The sequence below is a fragment of the Paenibacillus sp. 05T425 genome (genome assembly GCF_056396205.1).
The window spans coordinates 97,496-111,963 of sequence record NZ_JBFTLA010000008.1; the positions used below are offsets into that span (position 1 = coordinate 97,496).

11 protein-coding genes and 1 other annotated feature are annotated in these 14,468 nt (G+C 47.9%); all 11 genes read right to left on the reverse strand.

The annotated features are described in order from the left end of the window. Positions 1-17 precede the first annotated feature (17 nt). The 11 genes from AC1DF0_RS19400 to AC1DF0_RS19450 all read right to left on the reverse strand — a co-directional run bounded on the left by AC1DF0_RS19400 (position 18) and on the right by AC1DF0_RS19450 (position 14,453). Positions 18-2,402, reverse strand: a complete 2,385-nt coding sequence (locus AC1DF0_RS19400; protein ID WP_442049043.1) for a polyprenyl synthetase family protein — start codon at positions 2,400-2,402, stop codon at positions 18-20. Positions 2,403-2,566: 164 nt separating this feature from the next. Beyond that, positions 2,567-3,652 (reverse strand): aspartate-semialdehyde dehydrogenase, encoded by a 1,086-nt coding sequence (gene asd, locus AC1DF0_RS19405; RefSeq protein WP_337101194.1) that lies wholly within the window; start codon positions 3,650-3,652, stop codon positions 2,567-2,569. 112 nt (positions 3,653-3,764) lie between these two features. After that, positions 3,765-4,028: a binding site (T-box leader), on the reverse strand. A 57-nt stretch (positions 4,029-4,085) separates the two neighbouring features. Beyond that, complete coding sequence (locus tag AC1DF0_RS19410) at positions 4,086-4,964, reverse strand: arylamine N-acetyltransferase family protein (RefSeq protein ID WP_477575027.1); 879 nt, start codon at positions 4,962-4,964, stop codon at positions 4,086-4,088. Positions 4,965-4,989: 25 nt separating this feature from the next. After that, complete coding sequence (locus AC1DF0_RS19415) at positions 4,990-5,301, reverse strand: hypothetical protein (RefSeq protein WP_442049045.1); 312 nt, start codon at positions 5,299-5,301, stop codon at positions 4,990-4,992. An 84-nt stretch (positions 5,302-5,385) separates the two neighbouring features. After that, on the reverse strand, positions 5,386-7,188 hold the full coding sequence (locus tag AC1DF0_RS19420) for an ABC transporter ATP-binding protein (protein WP_477575028.1): 1,803 nt from the start codon (positions 7,186-7,188) through the stop codon (positions 5,386-5,388). 5 nt (positions 7,189-7,193) lie between these two features. Continuing rightward, on the reverse strand, positions 7,194-8,984 hold the full coding sequence (locus AC1DF0_RS19425) for an ATP-binding cassette domain-containing protein (protein ID WP_477575029.1): 1,791 nt from the start codon (positions 8,982-8,984) through the stop codon (positions 7,194-7,196). 291 nt (positions 8,985-9,275) lie between these two features. Further along, complete coding sequence (locus tag AC1DF0_RS19430; RefSeq protein WP_442049142.1) at positions 9,276-10,553, reverse strand: MFS transporter; 1,278 nt, start codon at positions 10,551-10,553, stop codon at positions 9,276-9,278. 107 nt (positions 10,554-10,660) lie between these two features. Next, on the reverse strand, positions 10,661-11,740 hold the full coding sequence (locus tag AC1DF0_RS19435; protein ID WP_477575030.1) for a Ger(x)C family spore germination protein: 1,080 nt from the start codon (positions 11,738-11,740) through the stop codon (positions 10,661-10,663). After that, entirely contained in the window at positions 11,737-12,819 is a 1,083-nt protein-coding gene (locus AC1DF0_RS19440; protein WP_477575031.1) for a GerAB/ArcD/ProY family transporter, read from the reverse strand. The genes AC1DF0_RS19435 and AC1DF0_RS19440 overlap by 4 nt, the downstream gene beginning before the upstream one ends. Continuing rightward, a complete protein-coding gene (locus AC1DF0_RS19445) occupies positions 12,812-14,140 on the reverse strand; it encodes a spore germination protein (RefSeq protein ID WP_477575032.1) in 1,329 nt (442 codons plus the stop codon). The genes AC1DF0_RS19440 and AC1DF0_RS19445 overlap by 8 nt, the downstream gene beginning before the upstream one ends. 118 nt (positions 14,141-14,258) lie before the next feature. Then, positions 14,259-14,453, reverse strand: coding sequence for a hypothetical protein (locus tag AC1DF0_RS19450; RefSeq protein ID WP_477575033.1), 195 nt, complete (start codon positions 14,451-14,453; stop codon positions 14,259-14,261). Between the last annotated feature and the right edge of the window lie 15 nt (positions 14,454-14,468).

Below are 14,468 nucleotides of genomic sequence, written 5' to 3' on the forward strand. Positions count from 1 at the left end.
CTCCTACGTCTTACTACCTATTTATCACGAGTAATTAAATAATTCAATAATTGCTTTAAGAAAGCCGTATTGCGAGGAATATCTCTCAGTACTTCCATCGCTAGACAATAATGATCCCACATCGTCTTACGCGCATCCTCCACGCCAAGAACGGTTACGAAGGTCGAATTGTTGTTGGCAATATCTTGACCTGCAGGCTTGCCAAGCACTTGAATATTCCCTTCCGCATCAAGTAAATCATCCTTAATTTGGAAGGCGATTCCCGCATGATACGAAAACTTCTTCAACGATTGTATCTCTGAATCCCCTACTTGGGCAAGAATGGCCGGCATGACGAGTGAAGCTTCGAAAGCAATTCCCGTTTTGTAATAACTGATCGTGTTCAATTGCTCAAGCGTAAGCTCTTTGCCTCTGGCATTCAAATCCATTGCCTGGCCCGCGCTCATATCGGCAGCTTTCTGAGAGGAATAGCGGATCACTGCAAGCACGTTATTGGCATCGAACGCGACAAGCGACGCTTGCTCTTCAATCCCTTTTTGTATGAGATACAGTCCCGTTAATTCCGCTGTAGCGCTATTATGAAGCTGATGCAGCGTTGGACGCCCCCTGCGGGCAGAAGAATTATCTTGCGACGGCAAATCATCGAAGATCAACGAAGCGGTATGCATATATTCGAGCGATCTAAGAAGCGGCAATATCCCCGTAGGACTCAATCCGTATTCATTAACGCCCATGACCCAAGTCAGTATAGGACGAATTCGCTTGCCATCCCCGTTCAGACTATAGTTGGCAGCGTCAATCAGCGTTTCTTTCATGGCGGGAATCCCGTTTGGCTTAGAGATTGGCAGATGGCTATTGATCTGATCCCGTACATTTTTGATCGTCTCTAGAAACTGCTCCTTCTCTTGCCTGTCGTTTCTAAGAACGTCCACCATCTGATCCCGCAGCAGCTTATCATAGAAATCAACGTTGTCAGCTCGGCCTACCACCCGCCCAATAAGTCGATTGAACACCGGATTTCCCGAAGCAAATATGTCCATGATCTCGTTATACTTCACATCACCGACACGTTGCTTGCATCGCTTAAGACCGTTAATGGCACGCGACAACAGCACCTCACGAGACTTGGCATCGGAGTCATATACATTATGAATCAAGTAAGCGATGACCGCCCAATACAATTCATACGGATTAATGAGATCTGGACGGCTGTCACGATAGGTTAAATAATAAGTGTAAGCCGTAACCGCTCCGTCCCTCATATCGTCGAACATATCGGCAAAATCATCAGCAAGCTGATTATAAATTCCGTAATAAAAGGTTCGTTGATCGAAACCGTCATCTGCATCAGACCCGATAACGGAACGAACAATCAGCCGTGAAGAGGACGACTTAATGATAACAGGCAAATATAGCTCCTCATTCGTGTAGCTTGAATTGTGAAGCTCCTTCATTCGGTCTAGATCCTGGGAATGAAAAAATACATAGGACTGTTCTGTGAAGGCTTGCATCGTATCCGGCAATTGGCGCCGCTTAATATATTCGAATGCGTCGCGCAGCTCTGCGTGCACGAAATGCACTAGTTCTCTATTGTTGCCGTTCCATTCTTCTATATCAGGTACGGCTCCATCCATAAGCGTCGCACGGATCATTTGGGAATATTGTTTTTTCTCTTCATGATCCAACACTCTAGAATCGAGCAGATCATCAATGAATGGATAGGTCAGGCCGTAGGAATAACCGAGTCTGATCGCTTCATCCAATCGCTTAGCACGATCTGCTGGCAATACGGAACTGTCCATGTCGTCCATGACATGCATGACGACACCAACAATAAGCTTGATCAGCTTGCGGACAGCTTGTTCCGCATTCATTCCATCCGGAATAATCGAGGTTACGGCCCTTATCTTGCCGATCACCCAAATAGCGGCGTTCTCGATGCCTTCCTTCTGGGCCCAACGATATAGACCGTGCATGTTCATTAATTGCGGCTGCTCGTTTTGCTTCGTATGGGAACCGCGCAACAAGTGTTTCTTAACGTCGTTAACTATATCTCTTATTTGGTCCTTTGCCTCGGAAGAATGCAGCGCTTTGCCCAAATCCCTCATATAAATATACGACACGCTTCGATCCAAATAACTATCCAGCTTCCCATTGTCGCTCAACCAGCGGATATATCTGCTGTAATCATGAGCTTCCGGTCTCTTGTTTAATCGCGTAAGCATCGTAAGCAAAGAGTGAGGTTTGACATGAACCTTTTGCCATAATCGAATGTCTTCCGTCAAGGTTGCCACATAGGACTTGCTTGCAACCTGCGCCGAAAGCGAATGAAAATACTGAGCCGCCTTCACCTCAGCATTGTTATACCATGTATCGGAACGTTCGGATATTCCCACATTCATACGATAGATTAACTCACCTTCTGTTTATGATAAAACAATAATACGCGTCAAAATGATCCCGGTTACGGAGCACTTTGAGCTCATTCCTTATGTTGGCTTATTATGAACAAAAAAACAAGAGTGCAGTTAGATCTGCGCTCTTGTTTTTTTTGATTTCTATACCCTTACTTCGCTTGAATATAACCTTCCGCTTTCAGCAGTTCAGCGATCAGTACTGCGCCGCCAGCCGCGCCGCGAAGCGTGTTGTGCGATAAGCCTACGAATTTGAAATCATACAACGAGTCCTCGCGCAATCTGCCCGCCGATACGCCCATGCCGTTCTCGATGTCGCGATCCAGCTTCGTCTGCGGTCTGTTCTCTTCCTCGAAATACGTAATGAATTGCTTAGGCGCGCTAGGCAATTCCAGCTCTTGAGGACGGCCTTTGAAGTTCTGCCAACGAGCAAGAATTTCTTCCTTCGAAGGTTTGTTCTCGAACGATACGAATACCGTTGCGAGATGTCCGTCCGTTACCGGTACGCGGATGCACTGCGTCGTGATCAATGGAGCGCTTGCTTTCACGATCTGGTCGTTCTCGATGCTGCCCCAGATTCGAAGCGGCTCCTGCTCGCTTTTCTCTTCTTCGCCGCCAATATACGGGATAACATTGTCGAGCATATCCGGCCAGTCGGTGAAGTTTTTGCCTGCTCCGGAGATCGCCTGGTAAGTCGATGCCACGACTGTCGTCGGTTTGAAATCCTGAAGCGCATGAAGGGCCGGCACATAGCTTTGGATAGAGCAGTTCGGCTTCACGGCGATGAAGCCGGTCGAAGTTCCAAGGCGTTTGCGTTGTGCTGCGATAATATCCATATGGCTTGGGTTGATTTCCGGAATGATCATCGGAACGTCCGCTGTCCAGCGATGCGCCGAGTTGTTGGAGATTACCGGCGTTCCTGTCTTCGCGTAAGCTTCTTCCAACGCTTTAATTTCATCTTTCTTCATATCGACCGCGCAGAAGATAAAGTCTACGTCAGCCGCAACCTCTTCMACTTTGGAAGCGTCTTGAACGACGATTTGTTTCACTTCTTCAGGAATTGGGGTAGCTAGCTTCCATCTTCCTTGTACGGATTGTTCATATGTTTTGCCGGCCGAGCTGGCGCTGGCAGCGATTGCTGTTACTTTGAACCATGGGTGACCGTCGAGCAATTGAACGAAGCGTTGGCCAACCATGCCTGTTCCTCCGACGATAGCAACTTTGAGTAATTGTGACATTTGCTCTTCAAATCCTTTCGCATGAAATATGAATGGGCAACCTATACTATGTTACTTGCAAGCTATCCTTTCCATAAAGGCAACAAAAAAATCCCACCCCCAAGACTGATGTCTTAGGGACGAGATTATTATACTCGCGGTACCACCCCAGATTCGCCAATATGTCGCCATATTAGCCTCTTCGAGTACGACATTGTCAATTAATGCTTATACTCTAGCTCTGTAACAGGAGCTCCTGGCACATGATCCCCGTTGTTCACAGTTCCCATGCGCTGCTCTGAGTCTTTGTTCAATAAAGTACGCTTTGCTCCTTTTCAGCGGACGGAGCTCTCTGTGAAAGTATCCCTTTATTTACTCGTCTCTTCATAGCATTTCATATGCGATTATATTATCAAATTACTTTTCAAAGGTAAACATTTTTTTTGAAATTAAATTAATTAATTTCGTCAGCCCTAGAAGCCTTCCATGCTTGATGGTCAGCTTCAACCCTTTTCCATAAAACGTTTCGTTCGATGCTGTCGTAGTGAACGAGCTTTTCTCCGAACACGTCTGCTAGCACGCTAAGCCATTGCGACTCATTAACCAATTCGGTTTTTGACACTCCATTACGGTCTCGCTTGCTCCAGATACAGCCGCGAAGCTCATTGCTTTCCTCCGCATCGCGTTGTCTTATTAGAAATATATTCATCCATGGAGATTCTGGTGAACGGCTATAATGCTCATGCTTCGGATAGAACTCATCCAGCCCATTCAGCACTTCAGCATCAATATCTACGCCGACAAAAGAAGCGTTCGGATCATGATCAAGCCTCCAGCCTGGCTTCACGACCGTTGATTGCGTCACCTGATAACGCAATGGGCCTTGCTCATATGATCCGTATTGCATGGGCAGAGGACGATAGGGCATGTCCCCGAGTCCTACATCCACAATCCACTTCTCAGGCTTCGATTGATCGTCGTTGAAATCGACGCTGAGTCCCAAATGGAACGAGTTGACTCGCGGTTCTAAACCCAATGGCTGAACGCCAGCGCGATGCAGGTTAACCTGATAACCCAATGAATGAAGAAGCGCGCTGAACGCCCCGTTTAGATGAAAGCAATATCCGCTCCTGCCGCTTAGAATGAGCTGTACGGATGGCTTAAATCCGATCATGGCCGGTTTTCTTGTAAAAATATCTATGGTTTGCCAAGTAAGTGTTCGAACATGCGCCTCATGAAGAGCAACCAAGTAAGCTTTTGTTGGCGGCTGATGTTCCGCGATTCCAATTCGCTGCAAGTAAGCCTTTATTTCTTCTTTCGCGAGCGTATACAAATGAGATCAGCCTCCACTCTTGCAACTATCCTTCTTCCACATCCGCCGTCAATTCACTTGCCACTTCCATCATCACAGGTATAACGGCATCATTGCTTCCTGAGACATAAATATCTCCGCCGTAATGACGGAATGGGATTAATGCATCTCCGTGGCTCCACATGAAGAAATCCCCTTCAATCGTCATCGTCGTCTCGCCATGAGCGATGAACACGGGCGAATAGGTGAAATCAGGCTTCGTCGCAAAATATCGTTTGCATTCCTCTAACGATATCGCTTGCTCCTCCGCACTTCTATGTTGTTGATATTCTCTCGTCACTCGATAACGCTTGCTCATCCTATGTCCTCCAGTTCAATAATCCATTATCCGATTGCATAAAATTCATTTTACAGCGATATCCGAAGGGGTGCAACATTCGACTTAAGCCTCCTGATACCATGAAGCTTGTGCCTGGAACATCGCGGCATAGACGCCATCGGCAGCCATCAGCGACCCATGATCGCCCTCCTCCACGATCTCTCCACCTTTAAGAACGACGATCCGATCAGCATAACGGGCCCAGCCTAGACGATGCGAGACGAACAGCACCGTCTTGCCTGCTGCAAGCGCTTGGAAGGAGCGATACAGCTCGGTCTCATGCACCGGATCAATCGCAGAGGTCGGTTCATCAAGGACGAGCAGTCCCGCATTTCGAATGGCCGCCCTTGCAATCGCCAGCCGCTGCCATTGACCGCCGCTTAACTCACGGCCGCCGGCGGACAACAAGCCTAACGAAGTTTCTAACCCGCCTTCAAAATGATTCAAATCGACTAGACCTCCGGCTTCCAAGGCATGATTAATCGCTGAGTCATTGTGTAGAAACGCTGTTGCACCGAAGCCAACATTATCACGCAAAGTCGTTTCATACCGAACATAGTCTTGGAAGACCGCCGACGAGGATCTCCGCAGCCTCGAGCAGTCTAAATGCTTATAATCAATGCCATCCCACGTTACAGAACCCGAAGTCGGTTCATATAAACCAAGAAGCAGCTTCACAAGCGTGGATTTACCAGCCCCGTTCTCTCCGACCAGTGCAACCGTCTCGCCCGGATTGAGCCTCAGATTAATGTCTCGCAACACATATTCGTTACTGTTCAAATATCGATAATTAACGTTATTAATTATAATTTTCCCTGGCTTTAGCGGCTCGTTAGCAAGCGGTGCCGCACCTCGTGAATCCGACTTCTGATTCATAGATAAGTAGACTGCCAGATCATTAATCTTATCGCTTTGAATAACGATCTTGCCGATTGGAAAAGCCATTCTTCCGGATATGCCGTAAGCTTGCCGCATAGCTAGAAAAACAATAACGAACGTACCCGCCGTAAAGTTCCCCGATTTTAACTGAGACAACATCCATGTGACCGTTCCGATTAACCCTATGATCTGCACGGTCGATACGAGCATGCCGCGTTTTATTTCTCTCCTGCGCGCTCCCATTCGCAGGGAGAGTGAGTCGCGCATCATACTACTCCATTTGTCGGTCAAATACTCAAGTGAACCGAAGAGCCTCATTTCTCGAACGGTTTCCGGCTTCGTGAGCTCCTCCTTCAGATAATCAGACTGTCTCCCAGACCTGGTTAAGTCGCGATTCTGCTTACGGACAACAAGATCTGACTCCAGCCGGATTACGAACGAGATTATAAATACAACAACGAGTACGAATCCGATTACGGGATGGGCGAACCACGCGACGAGAATGAGTCCGATGAGTTCGAAAAACAAACGAAGAAAAGCGATCACATTTTGCAACACTCCGAATAAATCCGTTCCCGCCACGCTCTTCGCTCTTTGCAGCAGATCATAATATTCGGTTTGCTCCATCATCTCTAACGGTACGCTTACGGCTTTATGATAGACCGCTGCTTGAATCTTCATCGTTGCTTGGTCGCGGAATTGGGCATCGATGATGTTATGGAGGGCAGATAAACCTACCCGAAAGAGTGACACTGCTGTAAAAATAGCTAAAGGCTCCCAAGCGTGTCCTATCCACTCGCTCATCTGACGCCCCACCGGATCGGCAGCACTCTCATGGACGAACAGGTCAACGAGCTCACGCTGCGCCGCTAATCCCGGAACGACAAGCATACCAAGCACAATAGGAATAGTCAGCCATGCCAGGGACAGGAGAGGCATATGACGCCATACGAGATAAAATAATGGAATGATTTTTTTTATATTCATTTGTTTCATCCTACATACCACGACGCCTGTAATTGAAACATATGGCTATATAGGCCGTCCCTCTCCATTAATTGTTGATGCGTGCCTTGCTCCACGAGCTGCCCCTCTTTCAAAACGAGGATAATGTCAGCCATCTTCGCCGCACCCAGCCGGTGCGTGACGAGCAAAGCTGAACGCCCCTCCGAAGCACGCAAGAAAAGCTCGAATGCATCCTTCTCTGCTTTTGGATCTAGAGCTGCCGTCGGCTCATCGAATAATACAAACTCAGCGTCATTAAGGATAGCTCGAGCCGTCGCGATCTTCTGCCACTCCCCCCCGGAGGGCTCGATGCCCTCGAATGGAACGCCAAGCTGCATGCTCAAATCCTCGAACCGACTGCCCGCTGCCTGCAAGGATTGATGCAAACGCTTATCATCCATGAGTGCTGATATTTGACCTAATGCAACATTTTCACGGAGCGTCAACAACAAGCGGGTGAAATCTTGGAAGACGACGGATACATTTCCTTCGGCTGATGTAGGCACAATCCGGCCAGCCTTTAAACGGCTCCATACGATTTCCCCTGTCGTTGGAGAATAGAGTCCTAATAGCAATTTGACCAATGTCGATTTGCCTGATCCGTTCTCACCGACTAATGCGACACGGCTATTCGGAGGAATGACAAAAGAAACGCCGCGAATGGCATCGCGATTATTGCCGGGATATCCGAAATGGAGATTACTCACTTGCAGTTGCAAGCCCCCAGGCTGCTTCCCTTCTGCTACATTTTCTTCAAATGCTGCCGATGCCTCTCTGTTTGATCGATTAGGTTGTACTTCATCAAGGTTTAAATAAGCTTGGAAGTCCTCCCACTTCATATAATGTGTTCGCATTGCGACGCCTTGCCTGATTAAGCTTGGCAATTGTGATAATAATGTCGTCAACGCCAAGAATAGGAAAGCAAAATGTCCCGCGGACAGCAATTTCTGTCCGGGCATTAATACGACTAAAGCTAGCAGCAGCCCGGTAAGCAGTGCCATTAGCAGCTCAGGTGCGACTTTCCGGCCTTCAGCTGAACGAACAGCACTCAACGTATGCTTAGAAGTCTGCCCCATTAGTACCGTCCATCTATCGCTTAAGAGACTCCCTAAGTCGAACAACCTCACTTCCTTTGCTGCAATGCGATTCGTCATCAGCTCAGAGTAATGGCGCAATAATCTGCGATCAGAGCTTTGCTCTCGCGTCATTCGCTCGATGCTGCCAGCTGATTTGCCGGATATATATACAAGTAAGAGAACGGAAGCAATAACTGCAATGACCGGAAGCCATTGGCCCAATCGGATGATAACGATGATGAGCACCAATAATTGCATAGACAGTTGAAGCAACTCTGCCCCTGTATGATAGATCTCGTATACCGATACTCGAAGCGCGCGTTCTCGCATATCCTTCACCTTCGCAGATTCGATTGTCGCTAATGGAAGCCTTGACGTTTTGCGCATGATGAGGCGCTGTTCCTCAAGCGTTCCTACCTCATTAAGGCGGGTCATGGCAAGTGGAATCGGCGCTCCTAGCGCAACACTGTTAACGAACATCAGTAAACCAAGCCACCCAGATGCCCATAGAATGGGACTTATCGGTGCTGAAGCCGACCATGCCTGAATTCGATCAATGATGGTTTTGACAAGCAAAAGCTCAAGCGGCATAATCGGCACCGAAATGAGGAGTGCTGCCGCTAAGATGAGTACGTATCTCTTCTCGATGTGATATAAAATAAATGCTGCATTACGAAAGCATTTCCAATAATGAATGACCATTCACCGCCTATGCCTCTCTACTCAAACCGCATCGTTAAAGATACCGGAATTTCCATAAAAAGTATAGACTTATAAATTCCCTCAGGTTATACTACTATTATAAGAAGCAGCGGACGGCATGCTTTATTTGAACCCACACAGAAATAAACAGCGACACCTCGCGGTGTCTTTTTTATTTGCCGCAAATTTTACAACCCGCTAGAATAAAAAAATCAAATGAGAGACAAAGAAAAAAACAGGCTAACCGTTCATAAAATGGTTAGCCTGTTTTTGATTTTCTTTTTATGAACATTAGATTTTTACTTTACCTGCTCTATACCATAGACCAACGGGAATGAGCAATAGCGACAGAACGCTGCCGGATATCGCAAGTACAGCGTAGCTTGACCCTGCTACGACCATACCGGATAATGCGCCGCCTGAAGCACCGGCGATAGCAATGAATACGTCAAGAGCGCCTTGCGTCTTGGCTCTGTTCTCGATTGTCGTTGCATCGACGACCAAGGCCGTTCCGCTAATAAGTCCGAAGTTCCAACCAAGCCCGAGCAACGTCAATGCTGAGATCAGCAGTGTCAAAGAATCTGCTGGCGCAATGGCAGCAATAAAGCCGGCAATCAATAAAGTAACGCCTGCCGCAAAGGCCATTGGAATTCGTCCGAACTTATCCACAAGTATACCGGTGAAGAGCGACGGCAAATACATAGCGCCAATATGGATGCCGATTACGAGTCCTACCGCTCCAAGGCCGTGACCATGATGCTGCATATGGATTGGCGTCATGGTCATGATCGCAATCATGACCACCTGGGTTAATACCATTACAGTCGCGCCAACAACGATTCCTTTGCGGCCATCAGCGAGCGACTGGCGCGAGGCAGACGGATGGCTGTCGGAGCTTGCCTTCTGCGACTCCGCGATGGCTTTGGCGATCCGCAGCGGATCAGGACGAAGAAGCACGAACAGAACCAAACTCGCGACGATGAATGCGGCAGCCGATAAAATGAAAGGTCCGGCAAGTACGGGAATGCCGTTGGCCTCCGCGAAATCGCCCATGACCGGCACTAGATTCGGCCCCGCAACCGCTCCGAACGTCGTCGCTACCATCGCAACGCTAATCGCTTTAGCCCGTTGCGATGGCATCGCCAAATCCGTTCCCGCGTATCTCGCCTGCAGATTCGTGGCGGTACCCGCCCCATAAATAACAAACGAGAGGAACAATAAGACAAGACTGTCCGCGACGGCAGCGAAGACAATGCCCGCAGCGCCGATGCCGCCGGTCAGGAATCCGGCTGCCAGTCCGATCCGTCGCCCGCTACGCTGGGACAATCTTCCGATGAGATAAGCGCCGGCGGCCGAACCAAGCGTGAGAAGCGCCACAGGCACGCCTCCATAGCTATCCGTCCCCAGCATATCCTTGGCAAGCAACGCTCCGACAGTAACCCCGGCCGCAAGCCCTGCTCCTCCGAAAAGCTGAGCTAGCACGACAATKATCAACGTTCGCTTGTATATCTGCTGCTGCTTTTCGGGAGATACCGTATAGGACTGAGAGAGTTCAGTTGAATGATGAATGGGTAAGCCCTCCTCTGCTCGATACAATGATTCTATGATTATATCGTCATAGGCAGCATTAGGAAATGTATTTCCCCCTATTCGCCATTCATTCCGTACAAACCGAACTAAACGTCCATTTTCAAATCCCCTTCATTATCGATGTATACTTTGAACTTGACGACAGCTTTTAAGTTAGGCAAATAGTTGACCCGCCACATCCGGAGCTCGTCGCGTTTCAACCTGTTGCGGAAGAGCTGGCCGATTCCTAGTATATCCGCTTGCTCCTCCTTCATTTTCGTCAAGACGCGATTAAGTCTTTCAGTCAGCAGAGCTTGAAGATCCTGCTTGATCCTATCTTGCGTCGGATGGCCTTTCGTTTCCAGCAATGCGACTCTAAGTTTGATTTGGCAATTCAGCACCGGTTTGCCGTCGACGATCGAGACATGGTGCGTAATACGATTATTCACAATCTGTACGGTGGCGTTATCCATCACCTCGATCTTGCCCTTTACGTCCAAGCCGCTGAATATATTGGCAATCAGCGTTTCATTCGGCGTAAGACGGCCTACCATTTTACCGTTGCGTATAATGGCGCTGCCTTTGGTCTCTATGATCGTGCCCTTCCCCGATTTAATGATCGGTATGGCTTCATCAAGCGTATAAGAGTGAATGCTGCGAAATAACTCCCAGATTCTCGACGTCGCAACTTGCGGGCTCCACCCTGCGTTCACTTTAAAGAAATCATCAAGCAGCGTTCCGTTATTCATGCTGTATTGTTTTATATTCTCGAAAAACTGATCGATCGGTTCGTCGCATATGACCGCCATTGTTTTGGGTGATATCTCATTCGAGCGTATAAATGCGGTAACAGCGTCGTTCAAGCCGCTAGTCGCATAAGCTTTATCGAACAGGATCACTTTCAGATGCAGCAGATCCATCTGCGTCTCCATGTTCGAGCCGATTCGGTCTACAATATCGTTGATCGTGGCGCCAGAACCTTGGACAAGACGGAACTCGGTCCCCTGCGATTGGAGCGGCTCCGGAATTTGCAGAACGATATGGTATTGCTGGTCTAACTTCGAAACGCCCATCACAATTGGGAGTGAACGATGATTAATATCTTTATTGTCCCAGCAGCCGGTTAGCGTTAACAATAGAGTCGATATTCCGAGAAGAAGCAAAACTCGCTGACGACCTATTCTCATGTCATAACCCCTGCCTTCTTCGAATGTCGAATGCCAAGAAAGAGCATGAGCGCAGGGATGAACAGCATCACGTACACGCGAAGGATCGTATTCATCCAGAATAAATGGTCGACTGCATGCCAATCCGGAATAAGCACACTGAGTGAATAAACGAGAATTGCCAAAGGGATTAGCATTGTAACCTGCTTTACAGGTATGGCGACGCGTATAATAAGTGCTGTCTTCCACAGCAGCATCGCGTGGAACAACATGACGAACGAAATTAAGCATATTAGAAAAAACATCGATATCCGATCGAACATTAGCCAATTGATTTCGATCGTTTCCGCCGTCTCAAGAAACGGAAAACTAAATAATACCGCCGTGTTTCGACCGAAAGTCAGAAGCGGGATATAGACCGAGATTAGAAACATAGGAAGAAGAATAAAGTAAGCTCGGAGCAGCTTCGAAGGTTTGTAGGTTACAAAGGGCTGGATGAAACCAAGGTATAGAAAACCTCCTCCGAAAGCGAAGAAGCTCTTCGCAAACCCAGGTGTGAACAGGAAAGAGAAGTTGACGACCTCTTTGTCCAGTAAGGGAAACAAATAATGCCAATCCACATTTTGAAATGCGCTTGCAAGGACGAACAGAACGAGCGGGGTGCCCATAATGATAAGCAAAATGGAAGTGCGGAATATCGCCTCCACGCCGAGCAAAGCAATATAGGACGAAATGGCGACAAGCAAAAGCAATATGGCCCAGGTTGGCGTACTTGTAAGGAAGATCAGTCTTATGACCTCGGCATACGCTCGGAACGTGACGATACTCACGCTAACTAAATACACGGCAAGCGGAAGCAGCAGGATGATCGCTAACGGCTTCCCTAATTGCTGCAATATCTGTATCACGTTAAGGTTTTCGAAGTAACTGATTCCTTTCGTATAGACCGCTATTATGGCGAAGTAGAATAGGAAACCGGTCATGATCGGAATCCAATGGCTGCTCTCTGCGCCTTCGATAATTTGACTAGGATAGAAGAAGAAGATCAGCCCCATATGGCCAATTAAGAACAGCGACGTGACTTGCGTAGTTTTAGCCATTGGCATCTCCTCTTGTCTTCATAATATGCACATAAGGGATTCCGAAAGAATTAAGGCTTGCCATATAGGCGCAAATGGCGACCAGTCCTGCCACAAGGCCATACAAACCGAAACCAGCAGATAGGATAAGGATCAAATACTTGAACAGACGAATAGACAATGAGTTATGGAAGCCCACGACGGTTGAACTCGATATCGTCGTTGCCGCCAGCACGATAATGAGTAGATTGCTGACCAGCTTGGCGCTGACGACGGCCTGTCCGAGTATAATTCCGCCGACCATCGTGAGTGTCGGACCGATGCTCTTAGGCAGACGAATGCTTGCTTCGAAGATTAGCTCCAAGATGAGCAGCAGCAGCAGCGTCTCCACCAATGAAGGATATGGAACGTCCAGTCGGCTTCTTGCTATCGTAAGCGCGATCTCAATACGGAGCATATCCGGATTCACGGAAACGAGCGAGACGTATAAGCCAGGTATAATGATGTTGGTCAAGACACCCAGAATACGAAGCAACCGCGTCAGGTAGGTGAAGACGGTCAGAAAGTTCCGGTCATTCTCTACGGCGAACATATCGGTTAGAAGACTCGGCAAAATAAGGGCGAAAGGAAACCGGTCCAGCAGCAGCACGACTTTTCCTTTCTGCAGCGCCCTTTCCACCTCCTGAGGCAATTCCGTCGAATTAAACTTCGTGACGGTTGACCATTTGCTAAAGCCGAGCATACTGCTCAATTGCTGCAAGTTTTGCACGTTCATGCTAATATTCGTTTCAATCTTCTCTACGACAGACTCCAATAGCTTGGGAATGACTTGATTTTGCTTATAAATAACAACGATCTGCTTCTGCCGGTCGGGGCCGACGCCGTAGGACTGCGTTCGCAGATCCTCGGAAGCAACGTGCTTCCGTATCAATCCGATATTCGTTCCGATATCTTCTACGAATGCGCTAACCGATCCCCGGAGTACGTTCTCCGTAATAGGAGCTTCGATCGAACGGGACAATATTTTGGAATAAGGATGGTAGTCAACGAATACCTCCTCCGATTCGAACCAAATAACAAGCTGCCCTCGCAACAGCAGCGAGACGATCGAATCCTCGCTCGGATCTTCAATCATTTGGCCGATACTTTCGCATAATCGGTACTCGCTTTCATCGGGAACGAACCTGGCTGCTTGCGCATGGAGCTCATTCATCGATTCGGCAACGCTCACGAACGACTGGTAGCCAAGCAAGACGACCTGTTCGTTCGACAGCAAGATTTTGTATCGGAAAAAATCGGAGTCTTGGCCTAACCGCTTTATGATCTTATCTATTAATTTCAACTAAAATCCCCTCAACATTTTCTTGTTATGTTTTCCCTTTTTTCACCAACTATGCATCGAGTTATAACAAAAAAGGGAACCCTGCACGAAAGCAGAATTCCCTTTTTCAGCTTCTTATTCAATTAGACTTAAACTCCTCAGTACCCTTAATAACGTCCGTACATTCCTTGATCATCCCGATGGCCCAATTGTAGACTCCGCGATCGGGGTACTTCCGATAGTCGCATTCCAGCGCCGAGATGAGAAATAAATACATATCATACCATCGCGCGCGGATCGATTGGCTAGTCGTGAGCTCATTGATGCCGTCCATCTCTCAGCCTCACAA

Bases quoted from the DNA above. Each gene is read 5' to 3' on its own strand.
- AC1DF0_RS19425 (WP_477575029.1), bottom strand. From the start codon at position 8,984: ATGGTCATTCATTATTGGAAATGCTTTCGTAATGCAGCATTTATTTTA.
- AC1DF0_RS19440 (WP_477575031.1), bottom strand. From the start codon at position 12,819: ATGGCTAAAACTACGCAAGTCACGTCGCTGTTCTTAATTGGCCATATG.
- AC1DF0_RS19400 (WP_442049043.1), bottom strand. From the start codon at position 2,402: ATGAATGTGGGAATATCCGAACGTTCCGATACATGGTATAACAATGCT.
- AC1DF0_RS19415 (WP_442049045.1), bottom strand. From the start codon at position 5,301: ATGAGCAAGCGTTATCGAGTGACGAGAGAATATCAACAACATAGAAGT.
- AC1DF0_RS19435 (WP_477575030.1), bottom strand. From the start codon at position 11,740: ATGAGAATAGGTCGTCAGCGAGTTTTGCTTCTTCTCGGAATATCGACT.
- AC1DF0_RS19450 (WP_477575033.1), bottom strand. From the start codon at position 14,453: ATGGACGGCATCAATGAGCTCACGACTAGCCAATCGATCCGCGCGCGA.
- AC1DF0_RS19420 (WP_477575028.1), bottom strand. From the start codon at position 7,188: ATGAATATAAAAAAAATCATTCCATTATTTTATCTCGTATGGCGTCAT.